General features: G+C 35.3%; 12 protein-coding genes and 1 pseudogene. 8 read left to right on the plus strand and 5 right to left on the minus strand.

Annotation, left to right across the window (positions count from 1 at the left end):
* The first annotated feature begins 41 nt into the window (after positions 1-41).
* From FYC62_RS13960 to FYC62_RS13975, 4 genes are all read left to right on the plus strand, one after another.
* Positions 42-260, plus strand: a complete 219-nt coding sequence (locus FYC62_RS13960; protein ID WP_149075378.1) for a hypothetical protein — start codon at positions 42-44, stop codon at positions 258-260.
* Between the two features lie 5 nt (positions 261-265).
* A complete protein-coding gene (locus FYC62_RS13965; RefSeq protein ID WP_149075379.1) occupies positions 266-4,174 on the plus strand; it encodes a PKD domain-containing protein in 3,909 nt (1,302 codons plus the stop codon).
* Positions 4,174-5,199, plus strand: coding sequence for a PorP/SprF family type IX secretion system membrane protein (locus tag FYC62_RS13970; protein ID WP_262713569.1), 1,026 nt, complete (start codon positions 4,174-4,176; stop codon positions 5,197-5,199). The genes FYC62_RS13965 and FYC62_RS13970 overlap by 1 nt, the downstream gene beginning before the upstream one ends.
* A gap of 596 nt (positions 5,200-5,795) precedes the next feature.
* Positions 5,796-6,746 carry a peptidase inhibitor family I36 protein gene (locus tag FYC62_RS13975; RefSeq protein ID WP_149075381.1) on the plus strand — a complete coding sequence of 317 codons (951 nt, stop codon included), beginning with the start codon at positions 5,796-5,798 and terminating at the stop codon, positions 6,744-6,746.
* Between the two features lie 144 nt (positions 6,747-6,890).
* Here FYC62_RS13975 and FYC62_RS13980 read toward each other — a convergent pair whose 3' ends face one another.
* Together FYC62_RS13980 and FYC62_RS13985 are read right to left on the minus strand one after the other, a co-directional pair.
* Positions 6,891-8,063, minus strand: coding sequence for an IS4 family transposase (locus FYC62_RS13980; RefSeq protein ID WP_149073853.1), 1,173 nt, complete (start codon positions 8,061-8,063; stop codon positions 6,891-6,893).
* An 82-nt stretch (positions 8,064-8,145) separates the two neighbouring features.
* The gene (locus tag FYC62_RS13985; RefSeq protein ID WP_149075382.1) at positions 8,146-9,351 is read right to left on the minus strand and encodes an MFS transporter; all 1,206 of its coding nucleotides are present in this window, start codon (positions 9,349-9,351) and stop codon (positions 8,146-8,148) included.
* A 158-nt stretch (positions 9,352-9,509) separates the two neighbouring features.
* Here FYC62_RS13985 and FYC62_RS13990 point away from each other — a divergent pair, with 158 nt between their 5' ends.
* The gene (locus FYC62_RS13990; RefSeq protein ID WP_149075383.1) at positions 9,510-9,887 is read left to right on the plus strand and encodes a DoxX family protein; all 378 of its coding nucleotides are present in this window, start codon (positions 9,510-9,512) and stop codon (positions 9,885-9,887) included.
* Positions 9,888-9,966: 79 nt separating this feature from the next.
* Here FYC62_RS13990 and FYC62_RS13995 read toward each other — a convergent pair whose 3' ends face one another.
* The gene (locus FYC62_RS13995) at positions 9,967-11,400 is read right to left on the minus strand and encodes an NADP-dependent isocitrate dehydrogenase (RefSeq protein WP_149075384.1); all 1,434 of its coding nucleotides are present in this window, start codon (positions 11,398-11,400) and stop codon (positions 9,967-9,969) included.
* 220 nt (positions 11,401-11,620) lie between these two features.
* On the opposite strand from FYC62_RS13995, the gene FYC62_RS14000 reads away from it, so the two are divergent.
* Complete coding sequence (locus tag FYC62_RS14000; protein WP_149075385.1) at positions 11,621-12,955, plus strand: Gfo/Idh/MocA family protein; 1,335 nt, start codon at positions 11,621-11,623, stop codon at positions 12,953-12,955.
* A 76-nt stretch (positions 12,956-13,031) separates the two neighbouring features.
* Here the strand turns inward: FYC62_RS14000 and FYC62_RS14005 are convergent, their stop codons facing one another.
* Together FYC62_RS14005 and vapB are read right to left on the minus strand one after the other, a co-directional pair.
* Positions 13,032-13,400, minus strand: a complete 369-nt coding sequence (locus FYC62_RS14005; RefSeq protein WP_149075386.1) for a type II toxin-antitoxin system VapC family toxin — start codon at positions 13,398-13,400, stop codon at positions 13,032-13,034.
* A 15-nt stretch (positions 13,401-13,415) separates the two neighbouring features.
* Positions 13,416-13,621 (minus strand): annotated as a pseudogene (gene vapB, locus FYC62_RS18200) (type II toxin-antitoxin system VapB family antitoxin).
* A 199-nt stretch (positions 13,622-13,820) separates the two neighbouring features.
* Between vapB and hflX the strand changes: the two are divergent.
* On the plus strand, positions 13,821-15,023 hold the full coding sequence (hflX, locus tag FYC62_RS14020; protein ID WP_149075388.1) for a GTPase HflX: 1,203 nt from the start codon (positions 13,821-13,823) through the stop codon (positions 15,021-15,023).
* Positions 15,024-15,086: 63 nt separating this feature from the next.
* Positions 15,087-15,449 carry a ribosome-binding factor A gene (locus tag FYC62_RS14025; RefSeq protein WP_039454628.1) on the plus strand — a complete coding sequence of 121 codons (363 nt, stop codon included), beginning with the start codon at positions 15,087-15,089 and terminating at the stop codon, positions 15,447-15,449.
* Positions 15,450-15,453 lie beyond the last annotated feature (4 nt).

A 15,453-nucleotide genomic window follows, 5' to 3' on the forward strand; every position in this document is an offset into this window, starting at 1 on the left:
CATAATTAGTCTTACTTTATAGAGGGATTTTATCCAAAAAGATGAATCATTTTAAACTGGTATTGTATTTATGCAGTGTATTATGCTTTGCTGCCATAGGAAATGCTGTGGCCCAAGGTTCATCTAATAAAGGGACAGATTTTTGGGTAGCTTATGCGGGGCATATTGATGGATTAGGCTCTAGATTAACTCTTTTTATTACTTCACAAACCAATGCAACAGTAAACATCAATGCGGGGGGGGTAATTTACCTCCGGTAACGGTTTTGGCTAACCAAGCTGTTCCGGTTTATATCAATCCTAATACCTATAATACGTATGTTGGGGGCTCAGATATTATTTATCAAGACAGAGGGATACATGTAACATCTGATGTTCCTATAGTTTTATATTCGCATATTTCTAGAAGTGCTAGGTCTGCGGCAACATTGGTTTTACCTACAAAGGCATTAGGTAATGAGTATATTGCTATGGCTTATGATCAAATAGCTAATAACGCCAATAATTTTAGAGTTTCGCAATTTACTTTAGTGGCTGTTGAGGATAGTACACAAGTAGAAATTTCGCCTGTTGCTACTATTTATAATAGTCCTAGGATTGGTACAACTACATTTCAAATAAGATTAGATAAAGGAGATGTTTATCAGTACCAATCCACAACCGATGTAACTGGTGTAAGGATTAAAACTATTGGTAATTGTAAGCCTTTAGCTGTTTTTTCTGGAAGTACTCAAAACGGTTTCTGCAGTACTTCTGCGAGTTCAAACCTTTCAGGTGATAATCTCTATCAGCAGCTCTTCCCTATATCGGCTTGGGGCAAAAATTATGTTACCGCACCATTTTATAATGCGCAGAATGGCGCACAAGATATCATTAGAATTTATGTAAATGAGGATGATACTCAAATTTCTGTGAATGGTTCAACCACACAAGCAGGTAATACAGTTCTTCAAAATCCTTATTCAAAGGGCAGTATCATTACTTTTTACGGAAGCATACCATTTGTAATTAAAGGCTCTAAACCTATAAGTTTAGCGCAGTTACAAGTAACCCAAGTATGCAATCCTAATAATATCGGTACATTAAGGTTTCCAGGTGATCCAGAAATGACGATTTTAAACCCGATAGAGCAAACGCTATCTGATGTTACCCTATATTCTGCTGTAAGTGTACCAGTAGTTGCCCCAACAAATATTATAGCTCATTATTTAAATATCATTCTTAAAACAGTAGATATACCAAGTTTAAGGGTAGACGGCGCTGTACCTCCTGGTAACTTTGTTGCTATTGATAGCGAGTATAGTTATATAACAGTAGATGTTACAGCTTCTTCTGCTACAAATCCGGCACACCGGATTGTTTGTAATGGGGGCTTTGTTGCTATCGCCTATGGTTATGGAAATGTGGAATCTTACGCCTATTTAGCCGGCTCTGATTTAAAAAATTTAAATGCTAATATTTCTTTTTTCCCTCCGGGAAGTACAAATTCAACATCTAATTTATGTATTGGGGAAAATTATTATGTTAAGTTAAAACTTCCCTATCCAACCAACAGGATTATTTGGGATTTAAAAAACGGTCAAAAAAGAGATACCATAAACCCAATAGCAGCATCGCAAACAGAGGTGGTAAACGGTATAACCAGTTATTTTTATGATTACGAAATAGCTGCTAGTGAAATTAATGCTAGTGGGATGTATAATTTAAAAGCCATAGTATTAAACCCAGCTCCAGCCAGCTGCAATGCAGAAGAAGAAATATTAACCGAATTTGAAGTCTTTAATCCGCCAACGGCATCTTTTACTTATAATAATAAGCTTTGTCCAGAATCTCCTATTGCTTTTACGCCTATAAGCGATGGCAAGGGGAATCCTGTAAACAAATGGCTTTGGGATTTTGGCGATGGCAATATCTCAACTTTGCAAAATCCAAATCATGCTTATACCACACCAGGAGATAAAATTGTTTCGCTATCTGTAGCTATAGATAAGGGCTGTTGGTCTACTATTTTTAAAGATACCATCCATATAAAAGCATTTCCTAACCCCGATTTTAATTTTTCTAGCACAACATGTGTAAATAAAGAAATTCAGTTTTCTGATATTTCTACAGCAACAGAGCAAACTATAACTTCATGGTTATGGAATTTTGGTGATGGTAATACCTCTACCTTACAAAACCCCAAACATGTGTTTACTACTGTTGGAGATTTTACGGTAACACTAACTGTTACTACAGATAATGCTTGTATAAAAGCTATCAGTAAAGTTGTCAAGATTAACCCTTTACCGATTGTAGATTTTATTACGCCAGATTTTTGTTTAAGTGATGCTTTAGCAACTTTTATCAATACAAGTACCATTGCCGACAATAGCAATATGTCTTATGCTTGGGATTTTGGCGACCCGGCCTCTGGCTCTTTCAATACATCGGTACAAAAAGACGGAACGCATAGTTATAGCGCACAAGGTGTTTACAGAGTAAAATTAACAGCTACTTCATTAGTTACAGGCTGCCAAACTGTTTTAGAAAAAGATTTTACTGTAAATGGTAGTACTCCTGTACCCAGATTTAATGTTTTAAATGATGCCGCTTTATGTATTAACCAAGCCGTTGTTTTTGAAGATGTAGCGCTGGTAGATTTTGGCGAAATCACAAAAATAGAATGGTATTGGGATTATGATCAAAACCCATCTTTAAAATTTGTTGATGAAACACCCGCTTTAAGAAATACTGCCGAGAAAAGGAAATACAGCTATACTTACCCCATATTTTATGCTCCGTTAACCAAGCAAGTTAAGGTAAGGATGGTGGTTTATTCTGGCATCTCTTGCTCTGGTTATTTGGATAAAATCATCACGCTTAAAGCGATTCCACAAGTAAATTTTATACTCCCGCCAACTTGTTTGCCTCAAGGTAAAGCTGCCTTTACCAATAATACTACTATTAACGGAGTAGATGATCCGGCTATAAGTTATGTATGGAATTTTGGAGATGGAAATACATCAACACAAAAAAATCCTACTCACCAGTATGCAGCGGCTGGTAATTATCCGGTAATCTTAACAGCAACTTTTAATGGTTGTAGCAAATCAGACACTTTAACTTTTAATGTGATAGCTGCCATACCCGATGTAAATTTTGAAGTCATCAACAGTAATAATTTGTGTAGTAACCAGCCTGTGGTATTTAAAGATTTATCTGCTATCAGTTTTGGGAATATCACAAAGATAGAATGGTTCTTTAATGAATCTACAGAAATTAATAATCCAAACTACTATCGAGTTGTAAATGTGCCAGCCTCAGGGGCTGAGTATAGTTTTAGTTATCCGGTATTTCATAGTCCGCTTACAAAAAATATAACTGTTAAGCTTAAAACTTATTCTGGAACTTGTGTATCCGAGAAAATCATGAATATTACGCTTAAAGCGGTTCCTCAAATTTCTTTTACACCTATGCCAGAAGTTTGCCAAGAGCAAGCTGATTTTAGCATTACTCAAGCAAAAGAAAATAGTGGTTTTGCGGGTAGCGCAACTTTTACAGGAAGAGGCGTTAGTCCTGATGGAATGTTTTCACCATCATCGGCTGGTCCTGGCGAACATCAAATCACTTATACTTTTACAGGGACTAATGCTTGTGTAGAAGTTTTAAGCCAGAGCATAAAAGTTAATCCAACGCCTATCATCAGCGCAGGCGAAAACCAAACTATATTAATTGGTGGTAATGCGGTTTTAAATGCTCTTGCATCTGGGGATGGTTTAACATATAGCTGGTCTCCGGCTACGGGTCTTAGTAATCCTTCTGCATTAAACCCTATTGCTAATCCTACAGATGATATTACTTATACCTTAACGGTTAATAGCGCCTCGGGCTGTGTTGCCACAGATGAAGTATTTATTAAAGTTTTACAAAAACCAGAAATTCCTAATGTATTTACCCCTAATGGGGATGGTACAAACGATAGATGGGAAATTAAATACTTAGACAGTTATCCTTCTGTACAGGTAAATGTTTACAATAGATACGGAAAAGTTGTTTATCAAAGTAATAATTACAGCCAAGCTTGGGATGGTAGATTTAATGGGGAAGATTTACCAGTTGGTGCTTATTATTACATCATCAATATTGAAGAACGAAATTTAAAATATTCTGGGTCGGTTATGATTGTGAGGTAGTGCAGGGAAAAAGAAGAAGATATTGGATTTTTATTTTGCTCGTTATGATGAGTAATGGTCTTGCTAATGCCCAGCAAAAACCTCAGTATACGCAGTATATTCTTAATAATTATATCATTAACCCGGCAGTAACAGGCATAGAAAATTATGTTGATGTAAAATTTGCCAACCGTAAACAATGGGCTGGTTTACAAGACGCCCCAGAAAGCAGCTACCTAAGTGTACATTTCCCGCTAGGCAAGAAAGATGAAAGGGTAACACCTACTTCTTTTGATATGACGGGCGAGAGCTTTTATGTTTATAGGTACCAGTACGAGTATATGACATCGGCACCGCACCATGGTTTAGGCTTTGTTGCAGCTACAGATAAGGCAGGTGCACTAAAACAAAGTAATTTTAACATCAATTACGCTTATCATTTAGGTTTATCAACGCATGTAAATTTAGCCGTTGGCGTAAGTGTAGGTTTATCTAACAGCAATATCAATTTTGATGATTTAAAACCGGGCGAAGTGGCAGACCAAGCTTTAGGAAACGGCCAAGTAAGTAGACTTAAACCTGATGTTAATGTTGGTGTTTGGCTTTATTCGCCCACTTATTTTGCTGGTGCATCTATACAGCAGGTACTGCCTCAAAGCATTGTTTTTAATGATGATAATACTTATAAAGAGGCAATCACTGTGCCTCATTATTTTGTAACCGCGGGTTATAAATTTTGGTTTGATGATTATTATACCTTTATACCTTCTGTCATGTTAAAATGGCTAACACCTCTAAAGCCCACACTAGACTATAATGTAAAGTTCACTTTTAAAGATAAATTATGGCTTGGTGGTAGTTACAGAAAAGACGACGCCTTTTCTGGGATGTTAGGCTTTAATATATCTTCTTTGGTAAACATCAGTTATGCTTATGATATTACCACTTCTCCACTAAATTCTGTCTCAAAAGGTACTCAAGAAATTATGATTGGACTAACACTTAACAATAAATACAAAGTGTTACAACCCACAAGATTCTGGTAAACAGGTAATTTAGAGACAATTTTACGCAAACGTTTTATGGTTATTTAAAGAAATAAAATTAACAATTTAAGCCTTTACATAATCTAATTGTTGGTTATTATCATTTTTTACGATAGATAATTTCTTTTCTTTTAATATCTCCCTTAGCTTTTTCTTTCTCATGCTGTATTTTGATTTTTAGGCTATTGCTTGATAGTCAAGCAAAAACAGATATTAGTATAACCAATTGTAACACAAATAATACTCATATTTTAAACTAAAAGTCCTCTTGAAAAAGGGGAAGAAAGGAGGCTGGAAAATATATCTAAATGACAAATAATCTAATTTAACAAAACTCCAATTAAACAATAAAAACCATACGAAATTAACATGAAAAATAATTTAAATTCTATCCTAAGCTTTTCAATAAAAAAGCTTCTTTATTAACGATAGTTGCAGTATCTACCCTAGTTGTAGCCTGTAAAAAAGATGCGAAAGAAACATCTGTAGAAACATTAAGTGCAAATGCAGGAAGTAAAAATGCAATTGCTGTAGCAGCGGCAGAAAGTGGTTCTGGTTGGTCAGAACTAACCTCTACCGTAGAAGCTAACCAAAGAGTGCATTTAGAAAATTTTGAAGGGAACGGCCTAAAGACAAGATCTTGGAATGCTGGGGCCGCGTGGTATTTAAATGCTGCCGAAAGCACATCAGGAAGTTCTTATGGCTCTAATAATGTTGCAAGCTATACTTACAGCGCTAGTAATAACAAAAGACATACTTTTACCTTACATAAGGCCCCAGGTAACCGCTCAGAAATTAGAATTCAGGATAATTACGATGTAGGAGATATACGCCAATTTGAAGGTGATATTACTATTAACAGTAGCGTTTTTGCTAGTAATGCAGTTTTTCAAATATGGGGTGGTATTGTAATAAATGGAAGTCAAAGAGCTACTTTATTACAAATTAGAGGTGATGGATCTGTAAATGGAGGACAATTAAGAGTTGTGCCAAATGGTGTAACAAACGAGGTTGGTAATCGTACTATAGCTACAGGTTTATTAGCTAAATCAACACCAACAAAAATAAATGTAGTACACTTTCAAGAGATTGCATCAAGACCGGGACGTATAGTCATATATGTGGATGGTAATCAAGTATATTCATGTGAAGAAAACCAAAAACCTACTAATGGCGATGGAACTAATTACATGAAATATGGTAATTATGGTAGAGAAGATGAAGATGCTAATGAAACAAATTCTGTTGTTACATGGTCTAATGTTAGATATTGGGAAATACCAAAAGTAACAGTACGTCAAGGATGCAATTACACAGGATGGAGCGCTAGTTTAAGTGTTGGTGATTATACTTTATCTCAATTACAGGCTTTAGGTTTTGTTAATGATGATGCATCATCTATTGTAGTACCTGCTGGTTTAAGAGTAAGGGTTTACACTGATAATAATTTTGCTGGTACTACAGCAAGTTATACTTCAAGTCAAAGTTGCTTAAATTCTACTTTTAACGATAGAATTTCTTCTATTAGAGTAGAACAGATACCTTAAATAAATTTTCTATTTCAATAAAAGGGCAGCATTTTTATAGCTGCCCTTTTATGATTTATGATTTTTTTTCAATACTGTCCTAAACGTTTATGAAAACATCAAAAGTAACGCAATAGCTTAAAATTTATGAGATAAAAATAGATTTCAGAAAAGAACCCCTTGAATAACTTGTTTATCTTTTAGCTCATCGGGTTCTTCAAAAGGCCTATCGAGCCAATTCTGTAGATTTATTTTCACAAATATGTTAAGTCTGATAAATGCGATAAGGTTGGAGAGCTGCCATCCATATTTAGCCATTGCTTTAAGTGCTTTAAGGATGAGGATGGTAATTAGCGCTGTCCATATCTGTATCATCACGGCATTTTCTGTGGTTCCGATAAATGATTTGATATGCAGGTTCTGTTTTATCTCTCTAAAAAAGATTTCAATCTGCCATCTGCTTTTATAAAGCTCACTGATGGTGTTTGCTGTCCAATACATTTGATTGGTAATAATTTCTATAGTTTGTTCATTTTTATCATCCCAAACAGCCACTCTTCTTAAGTTTTTGGGATAGCTGTCCTTTGATTTTGCGGTTTTAAGCTCAATAATCTCGTCAATCAGGATATTCTTATGCCTGTTCTCCGGCAATATATTTTCCTTAACTGTAGTATATTGGAGGTTTTCTTTATGTCTGATCACAAAAAATACGCCGTTGCTGTCCCAAACATTCAGCAGGGCAAAGTCATTATAGAATCGGTCTGCAACAATAACACTTCCTTTGTGTAAAGGCACATCATAAGCTCCTTTGTTATCCGCAGTTTTGCCGTTGGTAATATTGACATATGCTGGTAGATTGCCATCATAATCAAGCAGAGTATGCAGTTTAACCGCTCCTTTAGCTGTTTTGTACCTGGCCCAATCAAATAGAGAAAGACACAGACTGATAGTAGTGGAGTCTAACAGGAAGATTTTGGACTTAATCCTGAACTTTATTTGTTTAAAGCCTGCCTGCTGTCCCAAACTTTCTAACAGTATGAAATAATAGGACTTGAAGATGTTATAGTCCCTGTGCTTGTTCTGATAGCTTACACTAGATTTAGATGGAGCTTTTTGAATACCTAAATGATTGAGGTTGCCAGTAGCTGAACGAAGACCGTTACTAATATCACGTACCGATTGGCTTTTGGCAAACTGGCAGAACAACATCGATACTAGATGTGTCCAGCTTGTATAACCTTTATTATGTTTGTCGCTCTGAGATGTAGATACCAGTTTGTTGAACTTTGAACGCTCAAGTTTTGATATGATTTGGGAGAATAGTGTTACATTTACCATTGAGAAAGGGTTTGTTTTTTTGCACCTCAAAGGTAACGATGAGTTAAAACTTTCCTTTCTCTTTTTTTATTCGTTTAGGACGCTATTGATTTTTTTTAGTTCTTACATGTAGTTTAGATACAAAATAGATGCTTATTAAAGTTATGGCGATACTTATATAACCTGTTATATCATAGTTTAAGATAACATTATCGGCTCTTTTAACTACAATTAAACCCGATATAACTGATGCTAAACCCACAAAAATTTGTTGTACCGATGAGTTAATGCTCATGAAGCTTCCTCTTCTCTCGCTACTTACCACATTACTTACCATAGCTTGTGCAGGTATCATGCGCCCCGTAGACACCACAAACCAAAATCCTGTGATACATAAAACTTGGTAAAATGGAAAATCTGGAAGATTGGTAACCAAAGCAATAGGTATGGTGGTAATTAAAGCCATCATGATAAATAACCTATGCTTGCCAATTTTATCTGCTAGCTTACCCAAAAAAGGAGAGCTTACTAGTGTTAAAGCACCTCCTACCATATAAATCATGGGGGTTTGTACTTTGCTGAAGCCTTTATTGAACTCCATAAAAGGGTTTAAAAATGGGATAATCATAAAATGGCCCAGCATAATAGTTGCAGATAATGCAAGAGCCAACATTTGGTTTTTATCTTGAGCAATATCTTTTATCAACCTTAAAGGACTAACTTTTTCTCCTCCAGCAAGTTTAATATGCGTGTCCATTTTAGGCAGATACTTCATTAAAAATGGTATCAGTATGATGCCCAAACCTGCAACAAAGAAGAAAGGCCCATGCCAGTTGAAAATGTTGGCCAAGTACAAAGAAAACGGAACGCCAAAAACCGATGCTACTGAGAAAGCGGCCATAATAACACCCATAGCGGTTCCTCTTCTTTCATAAGGGATTAAATCTGCCACGATAGATAAAACTTGAGCGCCTATTAAGCCGCCAAATATGCCTGCAACAACCCTAGAAATTAATAATAAACTATAAGTTGGAGATATTGCACAACAAAAAGTACCTATTAAAAACCCGATATATGCTAAAATCAAAACCTGCTTCCGGTCATATTTATCAACAAAAAAAGCAGCTAAAAAGCCTGATATGCCAGCGCTAAAAGTATAAGCGGCAACCAACATAGAGAATTGCTGAGAAGAAATATTAAAATACGGCATCAGGTAGTTGCCTAAAGGCATCATAATCATGAAATCAAGAATATGAGTGAAGTTTAAAGCCGCAAGTAATAATAAAATAACCCTTTCTCTGCTGTTCATGTGTATGTGTTTTAGACAATATTAACCATCTACGTTTAAAACAGTTGCAAATGTTTCAGTATTTCATTGTAATTTGTTCTTTACGTTGGCGCTAATATTTAATATATTTAGATAGTAGTATTGAAAAAAGGAAATCTAAACCAAGTAAACCCATTATCATGAAAAGTAAAATTCTATTTGTTTTAAGTCTTCTTTTTGGACTTATGTTTATTAACGCTGGACTTAATAAGTTTTTTAACTATATGCCTATGCCAGAAGATATGCCAGAGGCCATGGTAAAACTCATTGCTGCTTACACAACCATAGTTTGGCTAATGCCCTTGGTTGCTGTAGTAGAAATTATTGGTGGTGTTCTAATCATCATCCCTAGGTTTAGAGCTTTAGCAGCTATTATGGTATTACCCATTACAGTTGGTATTTTACTTACGCATATTTTTAATGAACCATCGGGTTTACCCATAGCCATAGCTTTTTTTGCTGTAAATATTTGGTTATTATTTGAGTATAGGGAGAAGTATATGCCCTTGGTTAAATAGTTATAAGGCGTTGATCGATTTTAAAAAAAGCCTCCATAATAACTACAGAGGCTTTTTGGTTTACAAAAAACAGTTAATTTTACTGTCCTTGTCCTAATGAGAATCCTGCTTTGCCATCAAAGTGGTAAAGGTTTTCTGTTTTGATAACTTCAATATCATGCGCAATAGCTCTTGCTAAAAGCTCAACAATTTCTTTATTGTTTAAGCTATCTTTTTGGCTTTGAAATCTGCATCTCCAATGGTCTGTACAAAAGGTTTCTTTAAAACCTTCTGGCCATACTTTAATACCTCTGTTGGTAATCATCTTCAAATAAACCTGCTCATTTTCTAGCTGTTTAAGTTTAGCGGCTAATTCATCAGGGTTAAGACCTTTCCAGTCTACAAAAACATCAACTCCAACAAGTTCTTTTTTTGCAGGCGTTCTTCGCTGATATTTTGGTAGGCTTAAAGCCGAACTATTGGCATAATTAACCGGGTTGAATACCTTAGGCTTTTGCTCTAAATTTTCTATTACAGCATCCGCAAACTCTTTAGTTCCTACTTTTTTCTTGCTCACCCCTTCTACATAAATATCTGGCGTATGTGTGCCTTCTTCAATAGTTTTTAACCAAGCATTATGTACTTTCTCGGCAACATCTGTTTGCCCAATATGGTTCAACATCATCACGGCACCTTGTAATAAGCCCGATGGATTTGCAATGTTTTTACCTTTAATATCTGGAGCTGTACCATGTATGGCTTCAAACATAGCGCATTCTTCGCCTATGTTAGATGAACCTGCTAAACCTACAGAGCCTGTTATTTGTGCTGCAATGTCTGATATAATGTCACCATAAAGGTTTTGCATCACTATCACATCAAAATCTTCAGGAGAATCTGCAACTTTAGCGGCGCCAATATCAACAATCCAGTGTTCGTTTTTAATTTCTGGATATTCAGCAGCTATTTCATTAAACACTTGATGAAATAATCCATCAGTTTGTTTCATGATATTGTCTTTAGAAAAGCAAGTTACTTTCTTTCTATTTTGTTGTTTTGCATATTCAAAAGCGTAACGAATAATTTTCTCACATCCTGGTCTGCTTATCAGCTTTAAGCATTGTACAACTTCATCTGTTTGTTGATGCTCTATACCTGCATATAAATCCTCTTCGTTCTCTCTGATGATAACCAAATCCATTTTAGGGTGTTTGGTACTTACAAAGGGATGTAAACTTACACAAGGGCGTACGTTTGCATATAATCCTAAAAATTTTCTGGTACTAACGTTTAAGCTTTTGTAGCCACCACCTTGCGGAGTAGTAATTGGCGCTTTTAAAAAAACCTTGTTTGTACGTACGATATCCCAAGATGCTGAAGAAATACCCGAAGTATTCCCTGAAAGATAAACTTGTTCACCAATAAGAATTTCCTCAACCTCAATACGGGCACCAGCAGCCATTATAATTTTAAGTGTGGCATCCATAATCTCTGGGCCAATTCCGTCTCCTTTTGCGATAGTTATTTTTTTCATGATGCTTATGAATTTGTAAAACAGTGCAAATTTGGCTAATCTAATTCATTAATTATTATTTATATAAGATATGATATCTATAAGAGTTTTTTATGTTTTTAAATGTAATCTTGAACAGAAATCCACATCTCCGGCAACGATTGCATAGATTTTCATCTCGGCTGTTGATTTTTTAGAAATATTAATCCTTAAATTCAAATAACCAAAAACTATATTAAACATGCATCGCAGAAAATTTATTCGTCAAACTGGCTCTGCTATGGCCGCAACTTTAATAGCCGATACTTTATTGGCAAGCACTTTAAATGCACCTAAAAAAAAGGTTGCCTTAGTTGGTACCGGTGTTAGAGGCATTAGTATGTGGGGTACTTCAGTCATCAAAGAATTTAAGGATTCGGTAGAATATGTTGGCTTATGCGATATCAACCCGGGTAGGGTTAAAACAGCACAACAATTAATGGATTTGAGCTGTCCAACCTATACCAATCTGGATAAAATGCTACAAGAAACCAAGCCCGATATTTTAATTGTTACCACGATGGATAGCACCCATCATGAGCAAATTGTGAAAGGATTAGAAGCTGGAGCGGATATTATTACAGAAAAGCCCATGACAACCGATGAAGATAAATGCCAAATCATTTTAGATGCCGAGAAGAGAACAGGTAAAAAGGTTCATGTAACTTTTAACTATCGCTACTCGCCTCATCGTCAGAAAATATACGAGCTCATCAATAAAGGAGAAATTGGTAAAGTTACCTCAGTAGATTTTCATTGGTATTTAGATACTTCCCATGGGGCAGATTATTTTAGAAGATGGCATCGTAAAAGAGAATTTGGAGGCTCTTTATTGGTACATAAATCTACCCATCATTTTGATTTATTAAACTGGTGGCTAAACTCAGACCCGGTAGAGGTTTTTGCTTACGGTTCTTTAGAGTTTTATGGTAAAAATGGTCCGTTTAGGTCTAGCAATTGCAGACCTTGTCCGCATAAAAACGAGTGTAAGTTTTATTTTGATATGACTAAAAACGACCGTTTAATGAAACTCTATGCCGAAAATGAAAAGTACGATGGCTACTTAAGAGATGGTTGCGTTTTTAGAGAAGATATAGACATTTTTGATAAAATGGCTGTACAAATTAAATATGCAAATAATGTACAGGTGAGTTATTCTTTAACTGCTTATTCTCCTTATGAAGGTTACCGAATATCATTTAACGGCACAAAAGGAAAAATTGATACTTGGATACACGAAAGTCAGCCTTGGCCAAAAGAAAAATATGACGAAATACAAATCACCAAAAACTTTGGTGAAACAGCATACATTAGAATAGATAATACCGAAGCGGGACATGGCGGTGGAGATATCCGTCTAAGAAAACAACTCTTTAACCCAGGAGCAGACCCATTTAAGCAAGCGGCCGGAAGTAGAGATGGCGCTATGTCTTGCCTAACAGGTGTAGCGGCCAGAAAAAGTATAGATACTGGAATGCCCGTAAAAATAAAAGATTTGTCTTCTATAGTTCCGCATCCTACCAGAGGGAATAGTTAAACATCTCAAATATGAACAAGGTCTTCTTTATTAAAAGGAGACTTTGTTTTTTTATTATGGTTAATAGATGTTTTTACTACCAAATTATTGAAATTGGATATTTTTCAAATTGAGTATCTCTGGTAATAATTTTTAGATTTTCTGAGATTGCTTGCGAAATAAGTATTCTATCAAATGGGTCTCTATGGCAGAGTTCTAAATCTAGAATTCCAGTAGTATGTTCAAAAGTTAATGGTAGAATTTCAAATCCGGTTTTTATGGCCTGTATCAGCAGCTCTTTAGAAGGAACGCCAAGTTCCAATTTTTTGAGACTTATTTTTATAGAAATTTCCCAGAATGAAGCAATGCTAATGTATTTAAGTTGATTGGTGTCTTCTATTATGGCTTTAGCTTTTATAGACAGCTCTTCGCTGCCACTGTAAGAACCATAAAAAGGTATGTTTATCTAGTAAGTAAGACATTACATATACTCTTTAAAATCATCAATTGGGGCATCAAAATCATTTGAAATCTTGATTTTACCTTTTAATTCTCCGAATTTAGGAACTATACTTTCCTTGTTTTTTTTCTTATTTTTTCAATTAAGAAATCAATAAAATCATTCGCCTCAGATTTTAATTCTGGAGACAAAGTTTCTAGTTTGGCATATAAGGTTAAACTTGTCATCGTAAGTTACTTTTTGTACAAATTTTTATTACCTATTATAATATTAAAACACTGTAACCCAAATTTAAGCAATAATTTCTATTCCTTCTTGAGTTAAAGGGCTAGACTTTGTTTTTAGCTTCTCTTCAAATATCAGTTTATGTGTTAGCAATCCTAAAATACCTCGAAATGGCTTGCTTATTGTATCTTTGTAAAAAATATGGCAAGAAAGAAATTTTATGATACCGCACCAAAGCCCGAAAGAGCTGTTTTAGTGGGTATAATTACCCCCGGAACCACAGAAATGCAGCAAAAAGAATACCTTGAAGAGCTTGCTTTTTTGGTTGATACAGCCGGTGGGATAACAGAAAAAGTATTTACCCAAAGAATGCAAAAGCCAGATAGGGCAACTTTTGTAGGTACAGGTAAACTAGAAGAGATACAAACTTATTTAAAGGCAGAAGAGATTGATATTGTTGTTTTTGATGATGAGCTTTCGCCGATGCAATTGCGTAACATAGAAAACGAGTTAAAAGTTAAAGTGCTTGATAGAAGTAACTTAATCTTAGATATTTTTGCCAGAAGAGCCCAAACTTTTCAAGCTAAAACCCAGGTAGAACTAGCTCAATTACAATATTTATTACCTCGCTTAACGCGGATGTGGACCCACTTAGAGAGACAAAAAGGTGGTATTGGTATGCGTGGTCCTGGTGAAACGCAGATAGAGAGCGATAGAAGGATGATTAAAGAAAAAATATCCTTACTAAAAGACCGCCTAAAAGAAATTGATAAGCAAAATGAAACCCAACGTAAAAATCGTAAAGAGTTGGTGCGTGTGGCCTTGGTAGGTTATACCAACGTGGGTAAATCTACCATCATGAATATGCTTTCGAAATCTGAGGTATTTGCAGAAAACAAACTATTTGCAACTTTAGATACCACCGTTAGAAAAGTAGTATTAGAGAACGTACCTTTCTTAATGTCAGATACGGTAGGTTTCATCAGAAAACTGCCACACCATTTAATAGAATGTTTTAAATCTACTTTAGATGAAGTGCGTGAGGCTGATATTTTAATGCATGTGGTAGATATTTCGCATCCAAATTTTGAAGATCATATGCAAACCGTAAATGAAACTTTAAAAGATTTAGGTGCTATTGATAAAGAAACCATCACGGTTTTTAATAAAATTGATGCTTATAACCCTATAGAAGTAGAACAAGATTGGGAAGTAGAGGATGAAGAAAAACCAACCATGGGTTTAGCAGAATTTAAAAATAGCTGGATGGCTAAAAATAGCAGTCCGGCGGTATTTATATCGGCAACAGCCAAAGAAAATGTAGACGAGTTAAGGGATGTTATTTACCACAGAGTGAAAGCGGTAAATGAAAAAATTTATCCCTACAATAATTTCCTATATTAGAAATAGTATAGCGCTTTTTAGCTGATGATGAGCTGGGTAAAACCAAACAAAAATTAAGAAAACATGGAATCGAAAAGACAACAAAAATTTGCAAGAGTAATACAGAAAGATTTAGGGGAGATTTTCCAAAGAGATGCAGCTGCTTTTTTACCTGGCGTAATGATTACGGTAACAAAAGTTAGAGCCACTGCCGATTTAGGCATGGCCCGTGTTTTCTTAAGTTTTTTTAATGCTCCAAATCCAAATTTAGCCATTAGCACTATCAAAACGCATGCGTCAGAAATCAGATATTTATTAGGAAAGAAAATTAAAGATCAGGTTAGAGGTATCCCTCAGCTAGATTTTTTTTTAGACGATACCAATGAATATGTGGATAGAATGGATAAAATATTCAGTAAAATAAGTAAAGAAGAAGATTCAGAATAAAAGT

The sequence above is a fragment of the Pedobacter aquae genome, from assembly GCF_008195825.1.
GTDB classification, from domain to species: Bacteria; Bacteroidota; Bacteroidia; order Sphingobacteriales; family Sphingobacteriaceae; genus Pseudopedobacter; species Pseudopedobacter aquae.

What these genes read in the sequence shown, in the direction of transcription:
- FYC62_RS13980 (WP_149073853.1), bottom strand. Translation starts at nt 8,063, where the DNA reads ATGGTAAATGTAACACTATTCTCCCAAATCATATCAAAACTTGAGCGT.
- FYC62_RS13960 (WP_149075378.1), top strand. Translation starts at nt 42, where the DNA reads ATGAATCATTTTAAACTGGTATTGTATTTATGCAGTGTATTATGCTTT.
- FYC62_RS14000 (WP_149075385.1), top strand. Translation starts at nt 11,621, where the DNA reads ATGCATCGCAGAAAATTTATTCGTCAAACTGGCTCTGCTATGGCCGCA.
- FYC62_RS13995 (WP_149075384.1), bottom strand. Translation starts at nt 11,400, where the DNA reads ATGAAAAAAATAACTATCGCAAAAGGAGACGGAATTGGCCCAGAGATT.
- FYC62_RS13985 (WP_149075382.1), bottom strand. Translation starts at nt 9,351, where the DNA reads ATGAACAGCAGAGAAAGGGTTATTTTATTATTACTTGCGGCTTTAAAC.
- hflX (WP_149075388.1), top strand. Translation starts at nt 13,821, where the DNA reads ATGGCAAGAAAGAAATTTTATGATACCGCACCAAAGCCCGAAAGAGCT.
- FYC62_RS13990 (WP_149075383.1), top strand. Translation starts at nt 9,510, where the DNA reads ATGAAAAGTAAAATTCTATTTGTTTTAAGTCTTCTTTTTGGACTTATG.
- FYC62_RS14025 (WP_039454628.1), top strand. Translation starts at nt 15,087, where the DNA reads ATGGAATCGAAAAGACAACAAAAATTTGCAAGAGTAATACAGAAAGAT.